This window comes from Pseudomonas sp. F9001, assembly GCF_013385435.1.
In the GTDB taxonomy this organism is placed as follows: domain Bacteria; phylum Pseudomonadota; class Gammaproteobacteria; order Pseudomonadales; family Pseudomonadaceae; genus Aquipseudomonas.
This window is the reverse complement of record NZ_JACAPX010000036.1, coordinates 105,552-125,964: the sequence shown is the minus strand read 5'-3', so window position 1 is coordinate 125,964 and position 20,413 is coordinate 105,552. Positions and strand designations below refer to the sequence as shown.

The following is a 20,413-nucleotide window of genomic DNA, read 5'->3' as shown; positions in this document are numbered from 1 at the left end:
AAGCCCAGAGAGTGCCGCGAGCCTGCCATGGTGTCCAGTGACGTTTAGCGTACGACGATACCGCGCGCCGCCATGTAGGCCTTGGCCTCAGGCACGGTGTATTCGCCAAAGTGGAAAATACTCGCCGCCAGCACTGCGCTGGCGTGGCCTTCGATCACGCCGTCGGCCAGGTGCTGCAGGTTGCCGACGCCGCCGGAAGCAATCACCGGGATGCCCAGTGCGTCGCTGATGGCGCGGGTCACGCCCAGGTCGAAGCCGTTTTTCATGCCGTCCTGGTCCATGCTGGTCAGCAGGATTTCACCGGCACCCAGGGCTTCCATCTTCATCGCCCACTGCACGGCATCCAGCCCGGTCGGCTTGCGCCCGCCGTGGGTGAAGATCTCCCAGCGCGGGGTTTCGCCCGGGCCGGAGACTTTCTTGGCGTCGATGGCAACCACGATGCATTGCGAACCGAAGTGCTGTGCGGCTTCGCCGACAAATTCCGGGTTGAACACCGCCGCGGTGTTGATCGAAACCTTGTCCGCGCCGGCATTCAGCAGGTTGCGAATGTCCTGCACGGTACGCACGCCACCGCCCACGGTCAGCGGGATAAACACCTGGCTGGCCATGCGCTCCACGGTATGCAGCGTGGTGTCGCGACCATCGACGCTGGCGGTGATGTCGAGAAAGGTAATCTCGTCAGCACCCTGTTCGTCGTAGCGACGGGCGATCTCCACCGGGTCGCCGGCGTCACGGATGTTCTCGAACTTGACGCCCTTGACCACGCGACCGTTGTCGACGTCCAGGCAAGGGATGATGCGTTTGGCCAGCGCCATGGTCAGTCCTCAGCCGTTGTAGGCGTCGCAGTAAGCCTGGGCTTCAGCGACGTCCAGGGTGCCTTCATAGATCGCCCGGCCGGTGATCGCGCCGATGATCCCCGGCGCCTTCGCGTCCAGCAGCGACTTGATGTCGCCCAGGTTGTGGATACCGCCGGAAGCGATCACCGGGATCCTGGTGGCGGCGGCCAGCGCAGCGGTGAACGGTACGTTGCAGCCCTGCATCATGCCGTCTTTGGCGATGTCGGTATAAACGATGGCGGAGACGCCGTCGGCTTCAAACTGCTTGGCGAGGTCGATCACCTGGACGGTGCTGATCTCGGCCCAGCCGTCGGTGGCGACGAAGCCGTCCTTGGCGTCCAGGCCCACGATCACTTTGCCGGGGAACGCACGGCAGGCTTCGGCGACGAAGGCCGGGTCTTTCACGGCCTTGGTGCCGATGATCACGTAGCTCACGCCCGCTTTCACGTAGTGCTCGATGGTTTCCAGGGAGCGGATACCGCCGCCGATCTGGATCGGCAGGTTCGGGTAGCGCTTGGCGATCGCCGTGACGACTTCACCGTTGACCGGCTGGCCTTCGAACGCACCGTTCAAGTCCACCAGATGCAGACGACGGCAACCGCCTTCCACCCACTTGGCAGCCATGCTCACCGGGTCATCGGAGAACACCGTGGAATCTTCCATGCGGCCCTGGCGCAGACGTACGCAGGCGCCGTCCTTGAGATCGATAGCGGGAATAATCAGCATCTGGCAAACCTTATTCGATATTCAGCGTTGCTCGGGAAATCAGGGTTTCTCGAGCGCCCACAAGTCGCTTTCGATGCTTTCGAACCTTTCTTTAAGGTGCGTCTGCACATCGAAAATCGCCCTGTTGTAATAGTGCGGAGCAATTTCAGTGGTGAACAGTTCGAGGATTTCTGCGACCTCGAACGAGCCGAGCTTGAGCTCGAAGCGGTCTTCCATGAAACGCTTGATCTTGTCGGTGGCCTCACTCTCCTGCTGGGGAGTGAGGTTCAAGATCGGCGGCTTGACCTTCTTGGCCATTACCAGCGCCCGTCCCACGCGGCGAAGTTCTGCAGCAATTGCAGGCCATGGGTATGGCTCTTCTCCGGGTGGAATTGCACGGCAAAGCGCGAACCGTCGGCCAGGGCCGCGGCGAAGTCGACGCCATAGTGCCCGCCACCCACCACCTGGCGCGGGTTACCGGCGGCGATGTAATAGCTGTGCACGAAATAGAAACGCGCCAGGTCCGGCACTTCGTGCCACAGCGGGTGATCCACGGTCTGGCGCACTTCGTTCCAGCCCATGTGCGGCACCTTCAGGTGCTCGCCGTCTTCGTGCAGGTCCTTGCCGAAAAACTTCACCTGGCCCGGAAACAGACCGATGCAGTCGACGCCGTCGTTCTCTTCACTGCTGTCGAGCAAGGCTTGCATGCCCACGCAGATGCCGAGGAACGGCCGGTCCTGGCTGACTTCACGCACCAGGCTGTCGAAGCCCAGGCGGCGAATCTCGGCCATGCAGTCGCGAATCGCGCCAACCCCCGGGAACACCACCCGGTCGGCTTCGCGAATCACGTCGGCATCGCTGGTGATCAGCACCTTGCCGGCACCTACGTGCTCGAGGGCCTTGGCCACCGAGTGCAGGTTACCCATGCCGTAGTCGATAACCGCGACCGTCTGCATTACAGGACGCCCTTGGTCGACGGCATTTGCCCGGCCATGCGGTCATCCAGCTCCACGGCCATGCGCAGGGCACGGCCGAAAGCCTTGAACACGGTCTCGATCTGGTGGTGGGTGTTGGTGCCACGCAGGTTGTCGATGTGCAGGCTGACCAGGGCGTGGTTGACGAAACCCTGGAAGAATTCCTGGAACAGGTCGACGTCGAAGCCGCCCACGGTGGCGCGGGTGTACGGCACGTGCATCTGCAGGCCCGGGCGGCCGGAGAAGTCGATGACCACACGCGACAGCGCTTCATCCAGCGGGACATAGGCGTGGCCGTAGCGACGGATGCCTTTCTTGTCGCCGATGGCTTTGGCAAATGCCTGGCCCAACGTGATACCGACGTCTTCCACCGTGTGGTGGTCGTCGATATGCAGGTCGCCCTTGCTGACGATATCCAGGTCGATCAGCCCGTGACGGGCGATCTGGTCCAGCATGTGCTCAAGAAAAGGTACACCGATATCAAATCGGGCCTTTCCGGTGCCATCCAGGTTGATCGAGGCTTTGATCTGGGTTTCCAGAGTGTCGCGCTCGACGGACGCCTTACGTTCGGCCATCACCAGCTCCGCAAAATCATTGGGCGAAAAAGGCAGCCATTATAGGGGCGCGGGCGCTAAACAGAAACATCGGAGGGGATAAGACTGATGGAGTGTCGGGGATAGACATGTCAGTACAAGTGTGGGAGCAGCTTTGCGTGGGAGCGGGCTTGCTCGCGAAGGCGGTGGGTCAGCCAATACATGTGCTGACTGATCCATCGCATTCGCGAGCAAGCCCGCTCCCACACAAGCCCGCTCCCACAAGGGTTACGCGGTGTTAGTGGAACAGTACCGCAGTTTTCTGCAGGGTGACCCACACGCCCCACGCCAACGGAATGCCCACCGCCAGCCAGGCAGCCACCGCCAATGGCACGCTGCCGGAGGAGGCTTTCCACTCCAGCACGGTGCTGGAATCGGCGCCCTTGTCATGGCCCAGCGCCTGCTCGGCAGCCAGTTCGGCGTCGGTCATGAAGTACTTGTCTGCCACCGGCCGTACCAGCAGGTTGCAGATAAAGCCCAGCACCAGCAGGCCGGCGAGGATGTACAAGGTGATGTCGTAGGCGGCAGCGCGTTCAACGCCGATGCTCAACTGATACTCACGCAGGTAGTTCACCAGCACCGGGCCCAGTACGCCCGCCGCCGCCCAAGCGGTCAGCAGGCGACCATGGATCGCACCTACCATTTGCGTACCGAACAGGTCCGCCAGGTAAGCCGGCACCGTCGCAAAACCACCGCCGTACATCGACAGGATGATGCAGAACGCCGCCACGAACAGCGCGACGTTGCCCAGGTGACCCAGGTTCGGGATCAGCGCGTACAGGGCAAAGCCCAATGCGAAGAACACGAAGTAGGTGTTTTTACGGCCCAGGTAGTCGGAGAACGATGCCCAGAAGAACCGGCCACCGATGTTGAACAGGCTCAACAGACCGGTAAAGCCGGCTGCGATGGCCGCGATGGAAGCCAGTTGGCCGGCATCCAGTTGGCCAAATGCCAGGCCGTTACCCAGCAACTTGCCGCCGAACACTTCCTGCAGCAGCGGCGAAGCCATGCCGAGGATGCCGATGCCGGCAGACACGTTCAGGCACAGCACCAGCCACACCAGGCGGAATTGCGGGGTTTTCCAGGCCACGTTCACGTGCACGTGACGATGGGTGATCATCGCATTGCTGGCTTTTTTCGCCGGGGCAGTCCAGCCCTCAGGCTTCCAGCCGGTAGGCGGAACACGGTAGGACAAGGCGCCGCCGATCATGAACACGAAGTAGATCACGGCCATGACCACGAAGCTCTGCCACACGCCCACGCTGGTCGGCGAAGCGAAGTGGCCCATCAGGGCGGCTGCCAGCGGGGCACCCACCATCGCGCCGCCGCCGAAGCCCATGATCGCCATGCCGGTGGCCATGCCGCGCTTGTCCGGGAACCACTTGATCAGGGTCGAGACCGGCGAGATATAGCCCAGGCCCAGGCCGATACCGCCAATGACCCCGGAGCCGATCCACATCAGCCAGATCTGGTGGGTGTAGATCCCCAGCGCGGAGATCAGCAGGCCGCCACACCAGCACAAGGCCGAAACGACACCAGCCTTGCGTGGCCCGGCGTGTTCCAGCCAGCCGCCCCAGATCGCCGCAGAGCAGCCGAGGAAGATGAAGAACAGGGTGTAGATCCAGCCCAGCATGGAGATGGGCCAGTCGCATTGCGACGAGAAGACCTGGCTGATGAAGCTCATGTCCGGCGCGCAGGCGACCGGTGCGGTGATCCCCAGCGCCTTGGACAACGGCAGCCAGAACACCGAAAAACCGTAGGCCATGCCGATACACAGGTGGATCGCCAGGGCGGCCGGTGGTACCAGCCAACGGTTGAACCCGGGCTTGGCGATAATGCGTTCCTTGGACAGGAACGCAGGCTGTGCAGCAGTATTACCCGCCGCAGTGCTAGTGCTCATTGGTGTTTCCCCCAGTTATTAGTATGTGTCCGTCGGGCGCTCTCTCCCTCGGCCTTACACGCAAGGCGTGGCCGTTTTGTTGAGTAAAGCTCCTTTTAAACGCGACGTTTAGTCGCAGACGGCAGACGAACATGCGCAGATTAGCATCTGTGGATGACAGAAAAACCAAACTGATATCACCTTTCTGGAGTTATCTGATTTGTTTGACGCCATGTAACGATCCCTAAACAGCCATAGGGCTACGAGCGTTATACTCTTCGGCTAAATTTTAAAATCGACATACAAGGACTCGCCCATGAAAGCGTTCGGCAAAATCCTGGGTCTGGTACTTCTCGGGCTGTTGCTGATCATTGTGGCTCTAGGCTTTGCCCTGACCCATCTCTTCGATCCCAACGACTACAAAGACGAGATTCGCCAGATTGCCCGCGACAAGGCCCACATCGAGCTGACGCTCAATGGCGACATCGGCTGGAGCCTGTTCCCCTGGCTCGGTCTTGAATTGCACGAGGCCAGCGTTGCGACCCTGACCAATCCGAGCCAACCGTTTGCCGATCTGCAGATGCTCGGCCTGTCGGTGCGCGTGCTGCCGCTGCTGCGCCGTGAAGTGCAGATGAGCGATGTACGTGTCGAAGGCCTGAACCTGCGCCTGAACAAAGACGTGCATGGCCACGGCAACTGGGAAGACATCGGCAAGAATGTGCCGGACCCGGCTACCGCCGCCACCACGCCTGCCGTGGCTGAAGCGGCCATACCGCCCAAGCCTGAAAAGCCGCCGCAGCCGATCCGCCTGGACATCGACAGCCTGACCATCAACAACGCCCGCGTCGAATACAACGACGAGCAGACCGGCAAGCAGTTCAGCGCCGAAAGCATCCAGCTGAGCGCCGGCGCCGTGCACGAAGGTGCAAGCATCCCGGTCAAACTCACCGCGTTCTTCGGCACCAACCAGCCGCTGATGCGCGTCAAGACCGAGGTCAACGGCAACCTGCGCATTCAGCGCGCCCTCAAGCGCTACCAGTTCGAAGACATGAAGGTCACTGGTGAAGCCACCGGCGAGCCGCTGCAAGGCAAGACTGTGACCTTTTCGACCCAGGGCCAATTGCTGGTGGACCAGTCTGCGAATATCGCCGAATGGACCGGCATGAAGTTGTCGCTGAACCAACTGCGCGCCCTGGGCGAGCTGAAGGTCAACGACCTGGACAAGACTCCACAGCTCAGCGGCGCCCTGTCGATTGCCCAGTTTGACCTGGCCAAGTTCCTCGACAGCGTCGGCAACCCGCTGCCACCGATGGCCGCCGGCAGCCTGAGCAAGGTCGAACTGGTCAGCCGCCTCAAGGGCACGCCGACCAGCCTGGCGCTTGAAGACCTCAACCTGAAACTCGACGACAGCACCTTCACCGGTCGCGTGGCCGTGGATGATTTCGCCAGGCAATCCCTGCGGGTGCAGCTCAAGGCCGATACGTTCAACGCCGACAACTACCTGCCGGCCAAGTCCGAAGCCGCCAAGGGCGCTGCGGCCGCGCGCCAGGCTGAAGTGCAGAACAGCGAAGCCGGCGCCATGGCGGCCGGTGGCACCACACCGTTGCCGGACGCCCCGACCAAAGCCGCGTGGAGTACCGACAAGCTGCTGCCGCTGACCCGCCTGCGCACCCTGGACGTAAACGCCGACCTGTCCTTTGGCCAACTGACCCTGAGCAAGCTGCCGATCCAGAATGCCGCCCTGAAAGCCTCCGGCCTCGATGGCCAGCTCAAGCTCGAAACCTTGAGCGGCGGCCTCTACAACGGCACCTTCCAGGCCAACGGCAACCTTGACGTGCGCCAGGACATCCCGCTGCTGGCGCTGCAAACCCGCATCAAGCAGGTACCGGTCGAACGCATCCTGCAAGCCCAGGGGCAGAACCCGCCGGTGAAGGGCCAGCTCACCCTCGACAGCAACCTCAACGGCCGCGGCAATAGCCAGAAAGCCCTGATCGACAGCCTCAACGGTACCGCCAGCTTCGCGATCAACAACGGCGTGCTGCTCAACGCCAACATCGAGCAACAGCTGTGCACCGGCATCGCCCTGCTCAACCGCAAGACCCTCAGCGGCGACCAGCGCGGCAAGGACACCCCGTTCCAGGAACTCAAGGGCAACCTGACCTTGCGCAATGGCGTGGCCAGCAACCCCGACCTGAAAGTGCGCATCCCGGGCCTGACCGTCAACGGCGACGGTGACGTCGACCTGCGCGTGCTGGGCATGGACTACCGCGTCGGCATTATCGTCGAAGGCGACCAGCGCGACGTGCCGGACCCGGCTTGCCAGGTGGGCTCCAACTTCCAGAACATCGAAGTCCCGCTGCGCTGCCGTGGCCCGCTGGAACTGGGCGCCAAGGCCTGCCGCCTGGACAAGGACGGCTTGAGCCAGGTCGCCATCAAGGCGGCAGGCAACAAGCTCGGCGAGAAGCTTGAACAGAAGCTCGACAAGGTCAATCCACAGCTGAAAGACGCGCTTAAAGGCCTGTTCAAACGATGAGAAACGAGCAGTTTTCAACGGCGGTGCTCGACTGGTACGACCGCCACGGTCGCCATGACCTGCCCTGGCAACAGGGCATCACGCCTTACCGGGTGTGGGTCTCGGAGATCATGTTGCAGCAGACCCAGGTCAGCACCGTGCTGAACTACTTCGACCGGTTCATGGCGTCCTTGCCAACGGTCGAAGCCCTGGCTGCCGCGCCGGAAGACGAAGTGCTGCACCTGTGGACCGGGCTGGGTTACTACACCCGGGCGCGCAACCTGCAAAAGACCGCGAAGATCGTCGTTGCCGAATATGGCGGCGAGTTTCCCCGTGATGTCGAAAAACTCACCGAACTGCCCGGCATTGGCCTGTCCACCGCGGGTGCGATTGCCAGCCTTAGCATGGGCCTGCGAGCGCCGATCCTCGATGGCAACGTCAAGCGCGTGCTGGCGCGCTTTACCGCGCAAGAGGGTTACCCGGGCGAGCCGAAGGTCGCCAAACAGCTGTGGGCCACCGCAGAGCGCTTTACGCCCCATGACCGCGTCAACGCCTACACCCAGGCCATGATGGACATGGGCGCCACCCTCTGCACCCGCAGCAAGCCCAGCTGCCTGCTGTGCCCGCTGGAAAAGGGCTGCGAAGCGCACCTGCTCGGCCTGGAAACCCGCTACCCGATCCCCAAGCCACGCAAGACCGTGCCCCAGAAGCGCACGCTGATGCCGTTGCTGGCCAATGGCGAGGGCGCGATCCTGCTTTACCGTCGCCCCTCCACGGGCCTGTGGGGCGGTTTGTGGAGCCTGCCGGAGCTGGATGACCTGGCAGACCTGGAACACCTGGCCAACCAGCACTCGCTGGCGCTGGGCAAACACCAGGAGCTGCCGAGCCTGATCCACACCTTCAGCCACTTCCAACTGGCTATCGAACCCTGGCTGGTCCAGGTCCAGGAGTCTGCCCATCACGTGGCCGAGGCTGACTGGCTCTGGTATAACCTCGCCACCCCGCCGCGCCTGGGCCTTGCCGCCCCGGTGAAAAAACTGCTGAAGCGCGCGGCTGAAGTATTGAACGCAGGAGTTCCGTCATGACCCGCACCATCATCTGCCGCAAGTACCACGAAGAACTGCCCGCCCTGGAGCGCGCCCCGTTCCCTGGCACCAAGGGCCAGGACATTTTCGACAACGTCTCCGCCAAGGCCTGGGCTGACTGGCAAAAGCACCAGACCCTGTTGATCAACGAAAAGCGCCTGAACATGATGAACGCCGAAGACCGCAAATACCTGCAGGGCGAGATGGACAAGTACTTTTCCGGCGAGGATTACGCCAAGGCCGACGGCTACGTGCCACCTGCTGAATAATTGATCAAATTTGGGGGTTGGCCCGTAAGCGACGGTAATAATTAAATATTTTTTGAAAACTTGCTTGACGACCCCCTGAAAAACCCGTTTAATGCGCCCCGTTGCCCAGATAGCTCAGTCGGTAGAGCAGGGGATTGAAAATCCCCGTGTCGGCGGTTCGATTCCGTCTCTGGGCACCACTAATTAGTTTCAGGTGGTGCAAATGTCATCTGAAACACACAAAAAACCCGCCTGGTGCGGGTTTTTTGTTGCCTGGCGTTTTTGACTCCTTCAGCCCCCGCCCCGCATCAACGTCAACACCGCAACCCGCTCCTGCTCGGAGATGTGAAAACCACTCTCCTCCACGCGCGCAATCCAATCCTGCGCCGAGAGCGACTCGCCAAAACGCACCAGGCGTCCGTAGCGCCTGAACACAGCCTCCAGCACGCTGATCATCGAGGGGTAGCTGCAGCCTCCGTCAAAACAGATGCTGAGGCCGCCAAGCCAGGAACGGCCGATCACGTGGGCACTACCGACGCTCTCGGCACCGGCATACTCAAAATCCATTTTTACTGCTTCCATGTCGCACCCAAACTCATCACCACGAAAGTACCCAAGCCTGGCAGGCGCCTGTTTTGCGGCAGGCTGCAAAGCGCTCCAATCAGACCAACCGGTCATCCAGGCGGCGACCATACAGTAAGACGATCCAAAGCGCCGGTTATCAACACCTCATTCCGACCCCATTGCTCCATCCTTAATTCCCCAGTGATCGCCACTCTTGTCGGCGTCACCACCGACAAGCATGTCAAGGCGACTGAGTCACTTCACCAGGAACACCAGCAGCGGGTTGTCATTCAACCGCCCATTGAACACCGGCGCCATGTGTTCCAGCGGCGTGCCGCTGAGCAGTGCGGTTTGCTTGCGCTCCACAATCACCCATGCGGGGCGCGGCAGTGTATCCACCAGCAAGGGTTGGTTGCGCCCGATGAACAGCGGCTGCTCGTCGTGATCCAGGTTCATGATGTAGCGAATCGCCCAGGTGTCCTTGGCCAGATCGACGAACACCAGGGTCCCGGGATTATCGGCACGCAGCTTTTCCACCGCGCTTACGAAGTTCCTGGTGTCGAATTGCAGATCCTTGGCCGGCTCCACAACCTTCACCAGCACCAGCCATTGGGTGGCCAGCGCAATCAGGCTGAGCACCACCAGGCGCTGGCCGACGTTGCCCCGCAAACGGCGCCAGGCAATCACGGCTGCGAGTTGCAGCACGATCAGCACACCCACCAGCGCCGGCACTGAAACGTCCGGCCAGTAGCCGTGCTTGTGCCACAGATGCCGACAGACAAACACCACGACAATGCCCAGCACCGGCAGGACCGCCACCAGCCACTCATAGCCACGCCGCACGCCGAGCAACCAGCCCTGGGCCTGGAGCAAGCCATAGGCGGCCACCGCGGCAAACATCGGGACCATGGGCACGATGTAGTAGGCGCGCTTGAAGTGCGGCACCGACAAGCCCAGCAAAATCATCAGGCCGCAGGCGGCCAAGCGCAGCATCAACTGCACATCGGCATCGTCGTGGCGGGCCGACCATTTGTGGCGCAGGGCAATCATCGTCGCCAGGGCCAGCGGCACCACCGGGAAATAGCGGTACAGGCTCAGCTTGAAGTAGAAGTAGAACGCCTCACCGGTTTCATCAAGGCGCCCGGTGAATTGCATCCGCAGCACATCATCGACGAAAGCATCGCCCCCGCTGATCCGCGCCAGTTTCAACAGCGCCCACCAACAGCCGGCCAGCAGGATCAAACCGACCACGCCGTGGGCAATCACCTTTTTCAGCAGTGCAATCCGCTCTTGCCGCGTACGAGCGGTGCCCAGCGCCCAGTAGACACAGGCCACCCCGCACACCTCGATCAACCCCAGCGGCCCGCGAATGGCAAACGCCACCACGAACAACGGAAAGATCGCATATTGGCGCAGACGCGAGCCCAGGCGCTCACCGCTATGCAGCAGGTAGAAACACCCCAGGCACAACAACGAGATCATCTGGTCCAGGCACACCGAGCGCGACTTCTCCAGCAACTGGGCAGTCAATGCGGTGAGCAGCACCGTCAGCAATGCCCACGCCCGACCGGACGGCACCAGCAAGCGGTAGACCAGCGCCATGACCCCGGCAGACGCCAGGGCGGTGGGCATCACGTTAGCCAGGTCGTTGGGCGCGCCGAATAAACGGGCAAAGAGATAGCTGAGGTAGGTCGCGGTGCCCGGATAGTCCGGGTAAGGCTCACCGTAGGTGGTAGGAAACAGGCTCGCACCGTGGCGAAACATCTCTTGCATGAACACGGCCCAGCGGCCGTCGAAGCCCTGTGGCTGCTGGTCCCAGATGCCCAGGGTGAACAGCAGCAAGGCGATAAGGAAAATACCCAGCGATTCCATTCGAAAGCGATTGTGTTGATCCATTATTCAGCCTGTCAGGTGGGGTAAACCGGCTCATGTTGCCGAACGCCACCCTGAATAAGCCCTGAACGGAATCAAACATTCATCCGCCTAACGACGAGCGGGCCAGACCAGCAGCGGCAGCAGGCGGATATAGAGTAGCTCCCCTACCAATTCCACCAGGGTTTGCGTGATCACCGCTGCAGCAGCGAGCCCACGGATCTCTTCGGGCAACGCCAGCGCCAGCGGCAGCACCACCAGGGAATTACGCGTGGAGGCGCTGAAGGTGACCGCCCGCGCCGTGGGCGCCGATAGCTTGAACAGGCGCGAAGCCAGCGCCCCCATCAGCGGGGCCAGCAACAGGAAGCCGATATACACCGGGATCACCGGCGCCAGCAGGCCGATATCGCGGACCACGGCGGTGATCTGCGAACCGATCACCACCATCAGCACCAGCGCCATGGCCGGCACGGGCAGCCAGGCCCAGGCATCGTTCCAGGCACTGACGCCCGGTGAGCGCCGGGACAGGGAAGTGGTCAGCACCGCCAGAATCATGGGCGCAACGATCAGCAGCAGGAAGGCCTCGACAAACGGCCCCACTGCAACCACCACCTGCGACTGCGCCCCCAGCATCAACCCCAGGTAGACCGGCAACAGCAGCAGTTGCAGCAACAACAGAATCGGGGTCGCCGCCAGCATCAACCGCGAGTCACCCTTGCCGATATGGGTAAACACCACCACGTAGTCGATGCACGGCGTCAACAGCACCAGCAACGCACCCACCAGGATCGCCGGGTGTTCCACCAGGCCCCGAGTCAGCGCCCACACCAGCAGCGGAATCAGGATGAAGTTGGCCAGCAGCAACGCGGCCATGAAGTGTTTGTTGCCCAGCCCCTGGCGCAGGTCCAGAAACGGGATTTGCAGGAACATCGCGTACATCAGCACGGCGATGGCGGGCGTAACCAGGGCGGCCACACCTTGAGCCATGGAGGGCGCCAGCAGGCCGACAACGGCAGCCAGCACCACGCTGGCAAAGTAGATCGGGATCTGGTTTTGTTCGAGGGTGTCGCGGGTCATGGGCCGGCTCTGGTGGGCGAAAGGGTCTAAGCCTAGGCATCTGTGCCGCTCAGGTCGAGCCTCAGAAAAATCCCCGGGGTCTTCGTAGCAGAAATTTGTTAGTTTCGACTTCTCATAAAACTGCGCACGGACCTTTGACACCCCATCGAAAGCGCAATGATCGAGCCTGTTCATGAACCTGCCAGTCCGACCTCAAGCCGAAGCATTCCGCGAGCCCACAGCCGATGGGCATTCCATCGGCGGCTTCACATGGCGCCATCCGCGCACAGACGTTGAACGCCCGGTCGTCATCATCAACGCCGCCACCTCCGTACGCTGCCGTCACTACTCACGGTTTGCCGATTACCTGTTTGCCAATGGCTTCGACGTCATCACCTACGACTACCGCGGCATCGGCGAATCCCGCAGCGGCTCGCTGAAAGGGTTCAAGGCCTCATGGTCCGATTGGGGCGTGCTGGACTTCGAAGCGATCCTGCAGCGGGCCCAGCGGGAGTTTGCCGGGCAACCGATTGATGTGGTCGGGCACAGTTTTGGCGGATGTGCGGCGGGGCTCGGGGCTTCCGGCGCAGTGATTCGGCGCCTGGTGACGGTAGGCGCGCAGTTTGCCTACTGGCGCGACTACGAGGCGAGCGGGCGCTGGCGGATGTTTGCCAAATGGCATGTGGTGATGCCGCTGGTGACAGCGGTTTTTGGCTACTTCCCGGGCAAGCGCATAGGCTGGCTGGAGGATACCCCGGCGGGCGTGGTACGCGACTGGAGTACGCCGACGCCGAGTTATGAAAAACGTCCGAGTGGGCGAGCCTTGCCCGAGTTGCCGTTTTCGCGGGTGAAGGCACAGATATTGGCCATCAGCATTACCGACGACCCGTTTGGCACAGTGGCGGCAATCGAGCGCCTGCTGGGTTACTTCGACGGCAGCGAGCGCACGCACCTGCGGATCGCCCCTGAAGATATCGGCGAAAAAGAGGTCGGACACTTCGCATTCTTTCGCAGCCAGTATCAGGATCGGTTGTGGCCGATTGCATTGGCTTGGCTGCAAAGGGGAGAGTTGGCCAACGGCACGCCGGGGCGCCAAGTGACGGATCGCACCTAGAAAGCCTTGGGATTTCTCCAGACCTGCGCTTCAATACCCCACCCCCAGATCCTGACACCAAGGACGTGAGCCCATGGCTTCGCCGAACAAGCAGCAAAAACGCGCCCACCGGGCAAAAGCCAAGGCCAAGCAGAATCGCACCCAACGCGCCGTCGCCACCAAGCCGGATGCCTTTGCCGGCGATGACAGCCGCATTGATCTTGAATCGGTGGATTTGACCGAGCTGTTCCTGGAGATGCGCACCGCTGGCGAAACCAGCCAGCAGGCGCTGTGTGCCGTGTTCCTGGCGCACCCGCTGCTGGCAGTGGTACTGGAGCAGGAAGGCGAAGAAGAAGCGACGGACTTTATCCTCGCGGCGCTGATCGAGTATCGCCAGTGGGCCACGGATACCGAGGATGAAGCGGCAGCGCTGGCGTGGATTGAATCGCCGGAATTCCAGGCCGATTACGTCGCGGCGTCACAGGCGCTTGTTAGCTCCGAAGGCTGATACAAAACGAAATGTGGGAGCGGGCTTGCTCGCGAAGGCAGTGTGTCAGTCAGCTCAAATGTCGACTGATCCACCGCATTCGCGAGCAAGCCCGCTCCCACATTTGATCAACGGTATTGCGACGAAAGCACTCCGTCAGTTAAGCACCGCCGCCCCAACCTTCCGGCCCTTGCGCCGACGCGACACCATCAGCCCCGCCGCAACGACCAGCAAGCTCAGGATCCCGGTGGCAATGATCTCCACCTGATGCGCCTCCTGGAACAACATGATCGTCAGCACGCCCACGATGAACACGATCACCGCATACGTCAGGCCCGGGAACAGCCACATCTTGAAGGCAATCTTCTCGCCCGCTTCCGTGCGCTTCTGGCGCATGCGCAGTTGCGACACGGCGATCACCAGGTACACCAGCAGCGCGATGGCGCCGGAGCTGGCCAGCAGGAATTCAAACACCGCCGCCGGCGCCACGTAGTTGGCGAATACCGCCAGGAACGCCGCGCCGGTAGACAGCAACACCGCCCAGTAAGGCGTGCCGCTCTTGTTGGTGATCTTGGACACCGCCGGTGCATCACCGCGACGGCCCAGGGAGAACATCATGCGCGAAGCGGTGTACAGCGCCGAGTTCAGGCAACTGGTCACGGCCACCAGCACCACCAGGTCAACGATCAGCTTGGCATTCGGGATGCCCATGCGTTCCAGCACGGTCTGGTAGGAACCGACCGCTGCCAGCGCAGGATCATTCCACGGCACCAGGGCCACGACGATGAAGATCGACACCAGGTAGAACAAGCCGATCCGCCAGATCACCGAGTTGGTGGCCTTGGAAATCTGCTGGCCCGGGTTCTTCGATTCAGCGGCCGCGATGGTCACGATCTCGGTGCCCATGAACGAGAACATGGTGGTCAGGATCGCCGCCAATACCGCGCCCATGCCGTTGGGCAGGAAGCCCTGGGTGTCGAACAGGTGCGAAACGCCGCTGACCTGACTGCCCGGCAGGAAGCCGAAGATCGCCAGGATGCCGAGGATCACAAACCCGATGATCGCCACCACTTTGATCAGCGCAAACCAGAACTCGAACTCGCCGTAGTTCTTCACACTGAACAGGTTGGTCGCGGTCAGCAGCAAGGTAATGATCAGGGTGAAGGCCCAGATCGCCACGCCGGGGAACCAGGCGTGCAGGATGGTCGCGGCAGCGTTGGCTTCCAGCGGAATCACCAGCACCCAGAACCACCAGTACAACCAGCCGATGGTGAAACCGGCCCAGTGCCCGATCGCACGGTCGGCATAAGTAGAGAACGAACCCGTGTCCGGCGATGCCACGGCCATCTCGGCCAGCATGCGCATCACCAACACCACCAGCGTACCGGCGGCGGCATAAGCCAGCAGCACGGCCGGGCCCGCCGCAGCAATCGCGTGGCCGGAGCCCACAAACAACCCGGCACCGATAACGCCGGCAATCGACAGCATGGTGACGTGACGCGGTTTGAGCCCCTGTTCGAGGTCATTGGAGCTTTGCGTACTACTCATTGACACACCTTTGCGAGGAATTGCGAATACGGTCCACCCGGTCTGGCGTCTTTCTCGTGAAAAGAAACCAACGGGGCGTTCTTTATTTTTTACGCAAGATTTGCGCCAAAATGTTACAGAGCCGCGATTGACGCGGGCTGTAGGGAAACTCAATAGCTCTCGTAAGTCACTGACACTAATGGCATTCCGCTATAGCGTTACTGTGCGACTCACTTGAAAGACGAATCAGCGCACCAAAAACACACACAATTTGTGCGTGACGCCCCATAAAAGGGCTGATAAGGACCGTTCGCCGGTTTAACCCTTCCAACACCCGGCCAAAGCTGGCACCATCGCGCCCTTTTTTACGCGAAACCTGTAGGAATACTGGTTCAAACGGCTGTTCGGTTGTTGATGGCGCGACACACTGCTGTGCCGATGCGACACCCTGCCGCAGACCGTCTGTTTACCGCCTGCAGGGCTGTTGGCTGTCATCCGGACGCTATGCTAGCTTGGCGCCTCGCCAGGAAGGCGGGCCAACAGCAGGAGCGCAATGAACACAATGAGGACCGCACATGGCTGAGGCCACGCCCGCGCTTGAAATCCGCAACTTGCATAAACGCTATGGTGAGCTGGAGGTGCTTAAAGGTATCTCGCTGACCGCCCGCGACGGCGATGTGATCTCGATCCTGGGTTCCTCCGGTTCCGGCAAGTCCACGTTCCTGCGCTGCATCAACCTGCTGGAAAACCCGCACCAGGGGCAAATCCTGGTGGCTGGTGAAGAGCTCAAGCTCAAGGCTGCGAAAAACGGCGAACTGGTGGCCGCCGACGGCAAACAGATCAACCGCCTGCGCAGCGAAATCGGTTTTGTGTTTCAAAACTTTAACCTGTGGCCGCACATGAGCGTCCTCGACAACATCATCGAGGCCCCGCGCCGCGTGCTCGGCCAGAGCAAGGCCGAAGCCACTGAAATCGCCGAAGCCTTGCTGGCCAAGGTCGGCATCAGTGACAAGCGCCATGCCTACCCCGCGCAACTGTCCGGCGGCCAGCAACAACGCGCCGCGATCGCACGCACCCTGGCCATGCAGCCCAAAGTCATCCTGTTCGACGAGCCCACATCGGCCCTTGACCCGGAAATGGTTCAGGAAGTACTTAATGTGATCCGCGCCCTGGCCGAAGAAGGCCGCACCATGCTGCTGGTCACCCATGAAATGGGCTTTGCCCGCCAGGTGTCCAGTGAAGTGGTGTTCCTGCACCAGGGCCTGGTCGAAGAGCAAGGATCGCCACAGCAGGTATTTGAAAACCCGCTTTCGGCGCGCTGCAAACAATTCATGTCCAGCAACCGCTAACGGAGCAACATGCATGCAGAACTATAAAAAATTCCTCTTGGCCGCCGCTGTTTCGATGGCGTTCAGCGCCACGGCGATGGCTGAAACCTTGAAAATGGGGATCGAAGCGGCCTACCCGCCGTTCAACAATAAAGATGCCAGCGGCAACGTCGTCGGCTTCGACAAGGACATCGGCGACGCCCTGTGCGCCAAGATGAAAGTCGAGAAGTGCGAAGTGTATGTCTCCGACTGGGACGGCATCATCCCGGCCCTGAATGCCAAGAAGTTCGACTTCCTGGTCTCCTCGCTGTCCATCACCGATGAACGCAAGCAGGCCGTCGACTTCACCGACCCGTACTACTCCAACAAGCTGCAGTTCATCGCGCCCAAAGCCAACAAAGACTTCAAGACCGACGCGGACTACCTGAAGGGCAAGATCATCGGTGCACAGCGCGCAACGCTGGCCGGTACCTACCTGGAAGACAAGCTGCCGGACACCACCGCCAAGCTCTACGACACCCAGGAAAACGCCTACCTCGACCTGACTTCCGGCCGCCTGGACGGGATGCTCGCCGACAAGTACGTGCAGTACGAGTGGCTGAAAAGCAAAGACGGCTCCGCCTACGAATTCAAGGGCGACCCGGTGGTCGAGAGCGACAAGATCGGTATCGCCGTACGCAAAGGCGACCCGCTGCGCGAGCGCTTGAACAAAGCCCTGGCTGAAATCAAGGCCGACGGCACCTACAAGAAGATCAACGACAAGTACTTCCCTTTCAGTATCGAGTGATCCTGAATGGCCTGCCCGGCGTGCTCGCTTGAGTGCGCCGGTCCTGAGCTTTGCCTTGCGAAACGACTAAACCATGAATTTCGACCTCTACGGATTCGGCCCGGCGCTCGCCGCCGGCGCGCTGATGACCGTCAAGCTGGCGCTCACCGCCCTGTGCCTCGGGCTGGTGCTCGGGCTGGCCGGCGCCCTGGCCAAGACTTCCCCGTACAAGCCGCTGCAATGGCTTGGCGGCAGCTACTCCACCCTGGTTCGCGGCATCCCGGAACTGCTGTGGGTCCTGCTGATCTACTTCGGTACGGTCAACCTGATGCGCTCCCTCGGGGAGTTTTTCGGCAACCCCGACCTTTCCCTCAGCGCTTTCGCCGCCGGGGTGATCGCCCTGGGCCTGTGCTTTGGCGCCTACGCCACGGAAGTCTTCCGCGGCGCGATCCTGGCCATTCCCAAGGGCCACCGTGAAGCCGGTGTCGCACTGGGCTTGTCGAAGGTCCGGATCTTCACCCGCTTGATCATGCCGCAGATGTGGCGCATCGCGCTACCGGGCCTGGGCAACCTGTTCATGATTCTGATGAAGGACACCGCGCTGGTCTCGGTGATCGGCCTGGAAGAAATCATGCGCCACGCGCAGATCGGCGTGACCGTCACCAAGCAGCCCTTCACCTTCTTTATGGTCGCGGCCTTCATGTACCTGGGCCTCACTGTCCTGGCGATGACCGGCATGCACTTCCTGGAAAAACGTGCCGCGCGCGGCTTTGCGAGGAGCACGCAATGAGTGGCGACTACAGCTGGCTGTCGCATTTCGACCTGGGCCTGAACTGGGCCGTGATCATCAAATGGCTGCCGAAACTGGCCCAGGGCGCAACCCTGACCCTGGAGCTGGTGGCCATCGCCGTGATCGCCGGCCTGCTGCTGGCAATCCCGCTGGGCATCGCCCGCTCGTCACGCCTGTGGTACGTGCGCACCCTGCCCTACTGCTACATTTTCTTCTTCCGCGGCACGCCGCTGCTGGTGCAGCTGTTCCTGGTGTACTACGGTCTGGCACAGTTCGACGCCGTGCGTGAAAGCTTCATGTGGCCGTACCTGCGGGACCCGTTCTGGTGCGCCACCGCCACCATGACCCTGCACACCGCCGCCTATATCGCCGAGATCCTGCGTGGCGCGATCCAGGCCATCCCGCCGGGTGAAATCGAAGCCGCGCGGGCGCTGGGCATGTCCAGGCCCAAGGCGCTGTTCTACATCATCCTGCCGCGTGCCGCGCGCATCGGCCTGCCGGCCTACAGCAACGAAGTGATCCTGATGCTCAAGGCCAGCGCCCTGGCTAGTACCGTGACCCTGCTGGAACTGACCGGCATGGCCCGCACGATCATTGCCCGCACCTACCTGCCGGTGGAGATCTTCTTCGCTGCCGGCTTGTTCTACCTGCTGATGTCCTACGTCCTGGTGCGCTTCTTCAAGCTGCTGGAGCGCTGGTTGCGGGTCGATGCCTGCCAGGGCCGCTGACGCCTTGTTGACGGGTGAGCACCTGCTCGCCCGCTTCCAGGCGCTGGATACGTTCCTCACCGAACATCAAGGGCTGTGGCGACCACGGCCCTTTACCCATCTGCAATTGCCGTGGGAAACCCAGCATCCCGAACTGGCCCATTGGCTGCGCCAGCGCTCGCTGGCCGAAGCGGAAAGCAGCCATAACCAGCCTCACCACCTGCCGGCGCCTGCGCCTTTCCCTGAGCTGGCCATGCAGTCGCTGAATCTCAGTGCTGTGGATAACTTACCGTCCCGCCCGCTACCGGCCGCCCGTCATCGCCTGAACGTCGATGTACCCGGCCGCAAATGGCAGCAGATCGAAGCCTTCGGCGCCGCGCTGCAATTTCGCCAAACCCCCGAACACTGGCTCGACTGGTGTGCCGGCAAGGGCCACCTCGGCCGCCGCCTGTTGCAACCCGAGCAGCAACTGACCTGCCTGGAATACGACCCGGCCCTCATCGCCTCAGGGCAAGCCCTCAGCGAACACCATCAATTGCCCGTCACCCATCGCCTGCAAGACGTGATGGCCGACGTACAGATCAGCCGCGACCAAACCCCGGTGGCACTGCACGCCTGCGGCGACCTGCATGTGCGCCTGCTCCGACTGGCCAGCGCCGCCGGCTGCCAGCAGTTGGCCGTGGCGCCCTGCTGCTACAACCGCATCCGCGCCGAGCAGTACCCGCCGCTGTCGATTGCCGCCCAGGCGTCGTCACTGCATTTATCGGTGGAAGACCTCGGCCTGCCGCTGAGCGAAACCGTTACCGCAGGCGCGCGGGTGCGTCAGCAGCGCGATACGTCGATGGCCAGGCGCCTGGGTTTTGATGTTCTGCAGCGGCAACTGCGCAAGAGCGATGCTTACCTGCCCACTCCGTCCCTGCCCGCGAGTTGGCTGGCCAAGCCGTTCGCCGACTACTGCCGCGAACTGGCGGCCCTCAAGGGATTATCCACAGGGGAACAGCATTGGTCGGCACTGGAGGCCCAAGGCTGGCAGCGCTTGGCACAGGTGCGAAACCTGGAATTAGTGCGTGGTCTGTTTCGGCGCCCGCTGGAAATGTGGCTGGTACTGGACCGGGCATTGTTTCTCGAAGAAAACGGTTACAGGGTTCAAGTCGGCAGCTTCTGCGAAACACCGCTCACCCCGCGCAACCTGATGCTGCTCGCCGAGCGCAATTAAAGGGCATTTTGTCGCAGCGTGCCCTGTGGATAACTCTGTTGATGGAATTCTGGCAGAGGCCCTGCCGGCAAGCTTCGCGGGGCAAAATGCTGACTGGTCATTTTTTGTTCACAAAATAAAACGCACGCAAAACAGGCAGTTGCAGCGTGATGAGAACCGCTCCGCAAAATTGCGG

General features: G+C 61.7%; 20 protein-coding genes and 1 tRNA gene. 11 read left to right on the top strand and 10 right to left on the bottom strand.

What is annotated here, in order from left to right:
* Positions 1–44 precede the first annotated feature (44 nt).
* From hisF to HX818_RS26925, 6 genes are all read right to left on the bottom strand, one after another.
* On the bottom strand, positions 45–815 hold the full coding sequence (gene hisF, locus HX818_RS26950) for an imidazole glycerol phosphate synthase subunit HisF (RefSeq protein ID WP_003218030.1): 771 nt from the start codon (positions 813–815) through the stop codon (positions 45–47).
* A gap of 9 nt (positions 816–824) precedes the next feature.
* Positions 825–1,562, bottom strand: a complete 738-nt coding sequence (gene hisA / locus HX818_RS26945) for a 1-(5-phosphoribosyl)-5-[(5-phosphoribosylamino)methylideneamino]imidazole-4-carboxamide isomerase (RefSeq protein ID WP_008435688.1) — start codon at positions 1,560–1,562, stop codon at positions 825–827.
* Between the two features lie 39 nt (positions 1,563–1,601).
* A complete protein-coding gene (locus HX818_RS26940; protein WP_003218033.1) occupies positions 1,602–1,859 on the bottom strand; it encodes a DUF2164 domain-containing protein in 258 nt (85 codons plus the stop codon).
* Positions 1,859–2,497 (bottom strand): imidazole glycerol phosphate synthase subunit HisH, encoded by a 639-nt coding sequence (hisH, locus tag HX818_RS26935; protein ID WP_003218034.1) that lies wholly within the window; start codon positions 2,495–2,497, stop codon positions 1,859–1,861. The genes HX818_RS26940 and hisH overlap by 1 nt, the downstream gene beginning before the upstream one ends.
* Entirely contained in the window at positions 2,497–3,090 is a 594-nt protein-coding gene (hisB, locus tag HX818_RS26930; protein ID WP_003218037.1) for an imidazoleglycerol-phosphate dehydratase HisB, read from the bottom strand. The genes hisH and hisB overlap by 1 nt, the downstream gene beginning before the upstream one ends.
* 256 nt (positions 3,091–3,346) lie before the next feature.
* Positions 3,347–5,008 carry an OFA family MFS transporter gene (locus HX818_RS26925; RefSeq protein WP_003218039.1) on the bottom strand — a complete coding sequence of 554 codons (1,662 nt, stop codon included), beginning with the start codon at positions 5,006–5,008 and terminating at the stop codon, positions 3,347–3,349.
* A gap of 295 nt (positions 5,009–5,303) precedes the next feature.
* Here HX818_RS26925 and HX818_RS26920 point away from each other — a divergent pair, with 295 nt between their 5' ends.
* From HX818_RS26920 to HX818_RS26905, 4 genes are all read left to right on the top strand, one after another.
* Positions 5,304–7,520, top strand: coding sequence for an AsmA family protein (locus HX818_RS26920; protein ID WP_177021043.1), 2,217 nt, complete (start codon positions 5,304–5,306; stop codon positions 7,518–7,520).
* Complete coding sequence (gene mutY / locus HX818_RS26915) at positions 7,517–8,584, top strand: A/G-specific adenine glycosylase (RefSeq protein ID WP_177021042.1); 1,068 nt, start codon at positions 7,517–7,519, stop codon at positions 8,582–8,584. The genes HX818_RS26920 and mutY overlap by 4 nt, the downstream gene beginning before the upstream one ends.
* Positions 8,581–8,853 carry an oxidative damage protection protein gene (locus HX818_RS26910; RefSeq protein WP_177021041.1) on the top strand — a complete coding sequence of 91 codons (273 nt, stop codon included), beginning with the start codon at positions 8,581–8,583 and terminating at the stop codon, positions 8,851–8,853. Before mutY ends, HX818_RS26910 begins: the two co-directional genes overlap by 4 nt.
* Before the next feature lie 103 nt (positions 8,854–8,956).
* Positions 8,957–9,032: transfer RNA gene (locus tag HX818_RS26905), tRNA-Phe, on the top strand.
* A gap of 91 nt (positions 9,033–9,123) precedes the next feature.
* Here the strand turns inward: HX818_RS26905 and HX818_RS26900 are convergent.
* From HX818_RS26900 to HX818_RS26890, 3 genes are all read right to left on the bottom strand, one after another.
* Positions 9,124–9,525: a hypothetical protein gene (locus HX818_RS26900; protein ID WP_003218048.1), complete on the bottom strand. Its 402-nt coding sequence runs from the start codon at positions 9,523–9,525 to the stop codon at positions 9,124–9,126.
* A gap of 126 nt (positions 9,526–9,651) precedes the next feature.
* Positions 9,652–11,292: a glycosyltransferase family 39 protein gene (locus HX818_RS26895; protein ID WP_177021040.1), complete on the bottom strand. Its 1,641-nt coding sequence runs from the start codon at positions 11,290–11,292 to the stop codon at positions 9,652–9,654.
* Between the two features lie 87 nt (positions 11,293–11,379).
* Complete coding sequence (locus HX818_RS26890; protein WP_177021039.1) at positions 11,380–12,345, bottom strand: arsenic resistance protein; 966 nt, start codon at positions 12,343–12,345, stop codon at positions 11,380–11,382.
* Positions 12,346–12,517: 172 nt separating this feature from the next.
* On the opposite strand from HX818_RS26890, the gene HX818_RS26885 reads away from it, so the two are divergent.
* Both HX818_RS26885 and HX818_RS26880 read left to right on the top strand, forming a co-directional pair.
* A complete protein-coding gene (locus HX818_RS26885; protein WP_177021038.1) occupies positions 12,518–13,438 on the top strand; it encodes an alpha/beta fold hydrolase in 921 nt (306 codons plus the stop codon).
* Between the two features lie 73 nt (positions 13,439–13,511).
* A complete protein-coding gene (locus HX818_RS26880) occupies positions 13,512–13,925 on the top strand; it encodes a hypothetical protein (RefSeq protein WP_134325579.1) in 414 nt (137 codons plus the stop codon).
* Between the two features lie 135 nt (positions 13,926–14,060).
* Here the strand turns inward: HX818_RS26880 and gabP are convergent, their stop codons facing one another.
* Positions 14,061–15,452, bottom strand: coding sequence for a GABA permease (gene gabP, locus HX818_RS26875; RefSeq protein WP_003218057.1), 1,392 nt, complete (start codon positions 15,450–15,452; stop codon positions 14,061–14,063).
* A gap of 554 nt (positions 15,453–16,006) precedes the next feature.
* Here gabP and HX818_RS26870 point away from each other — a divergent pair.
* The 5 genes from HX818_RS26870 (at position 16,007) to HX818_RS26850 (ending at position 20,238) form a co-directional block, all read left to right on the top strand.
* Positions 16,007–16,780 carry an ABC transporter ATP-binding protein gene (locus tag HX818_RS26870; protein ID WP_003218059.1) on the top strand — a complete coding sequence of 258 codons (774 nt, stop codon included), beginning with the start codon at positions 16,007–16,009 and terminating at the stop codon, positions 16,778–16,780.
* 13 nt (positions 16,781–16,793) lie between these two features.
* Positions 16,794–17,546 carry an ABC transporter substrate-binding protein gene (locus HX818_RS26865; protein ID WP_003218061.1) on the top strand — a complete coding sequence of 251 codons (753 nt, stop codon included), beginning with the start codon at positions 16,794–16,796 and terminating at the stop codon, positions 17,544–17,546.
* A gap of 73 nt (positions 17,547–17,619) precedes the next feature.
* Complete coding sequence (locus HX818_RS26860; RefSeq protein ID WP_003218063.1) at positions 17,620–18,315, top strand: ABC transporter permease; 696 nt, start codon at positions 17,620–17,622, stop codon at positions 18,313–18,315.
* Between the two features lie 38 nt (positions 18,316–18,353).
* Entirely contained in the window at positions 18,354–19,043 is a 690-nt protein-coding gene (locus tag HX818_RS26855) for an ABC transporter permease (protein WP_032899447.1), read from the top strand.
* Positions 19,024–20,238, top strand: a complete 1,215-nt coding sequence (locus HX818_RS26850; protein WP_177021037.1) for a methyltransferase — start codon at positions 19,024–19,026, stop codon at positions 20,236–20,238. The genes HX818_RS26855 and HX818_RS26850 overlap by 20 nt, the downstream gene beginning before the upstream one ends.
* Positions 20,239–20,413 lie beyond the last annotated feature (175 nt).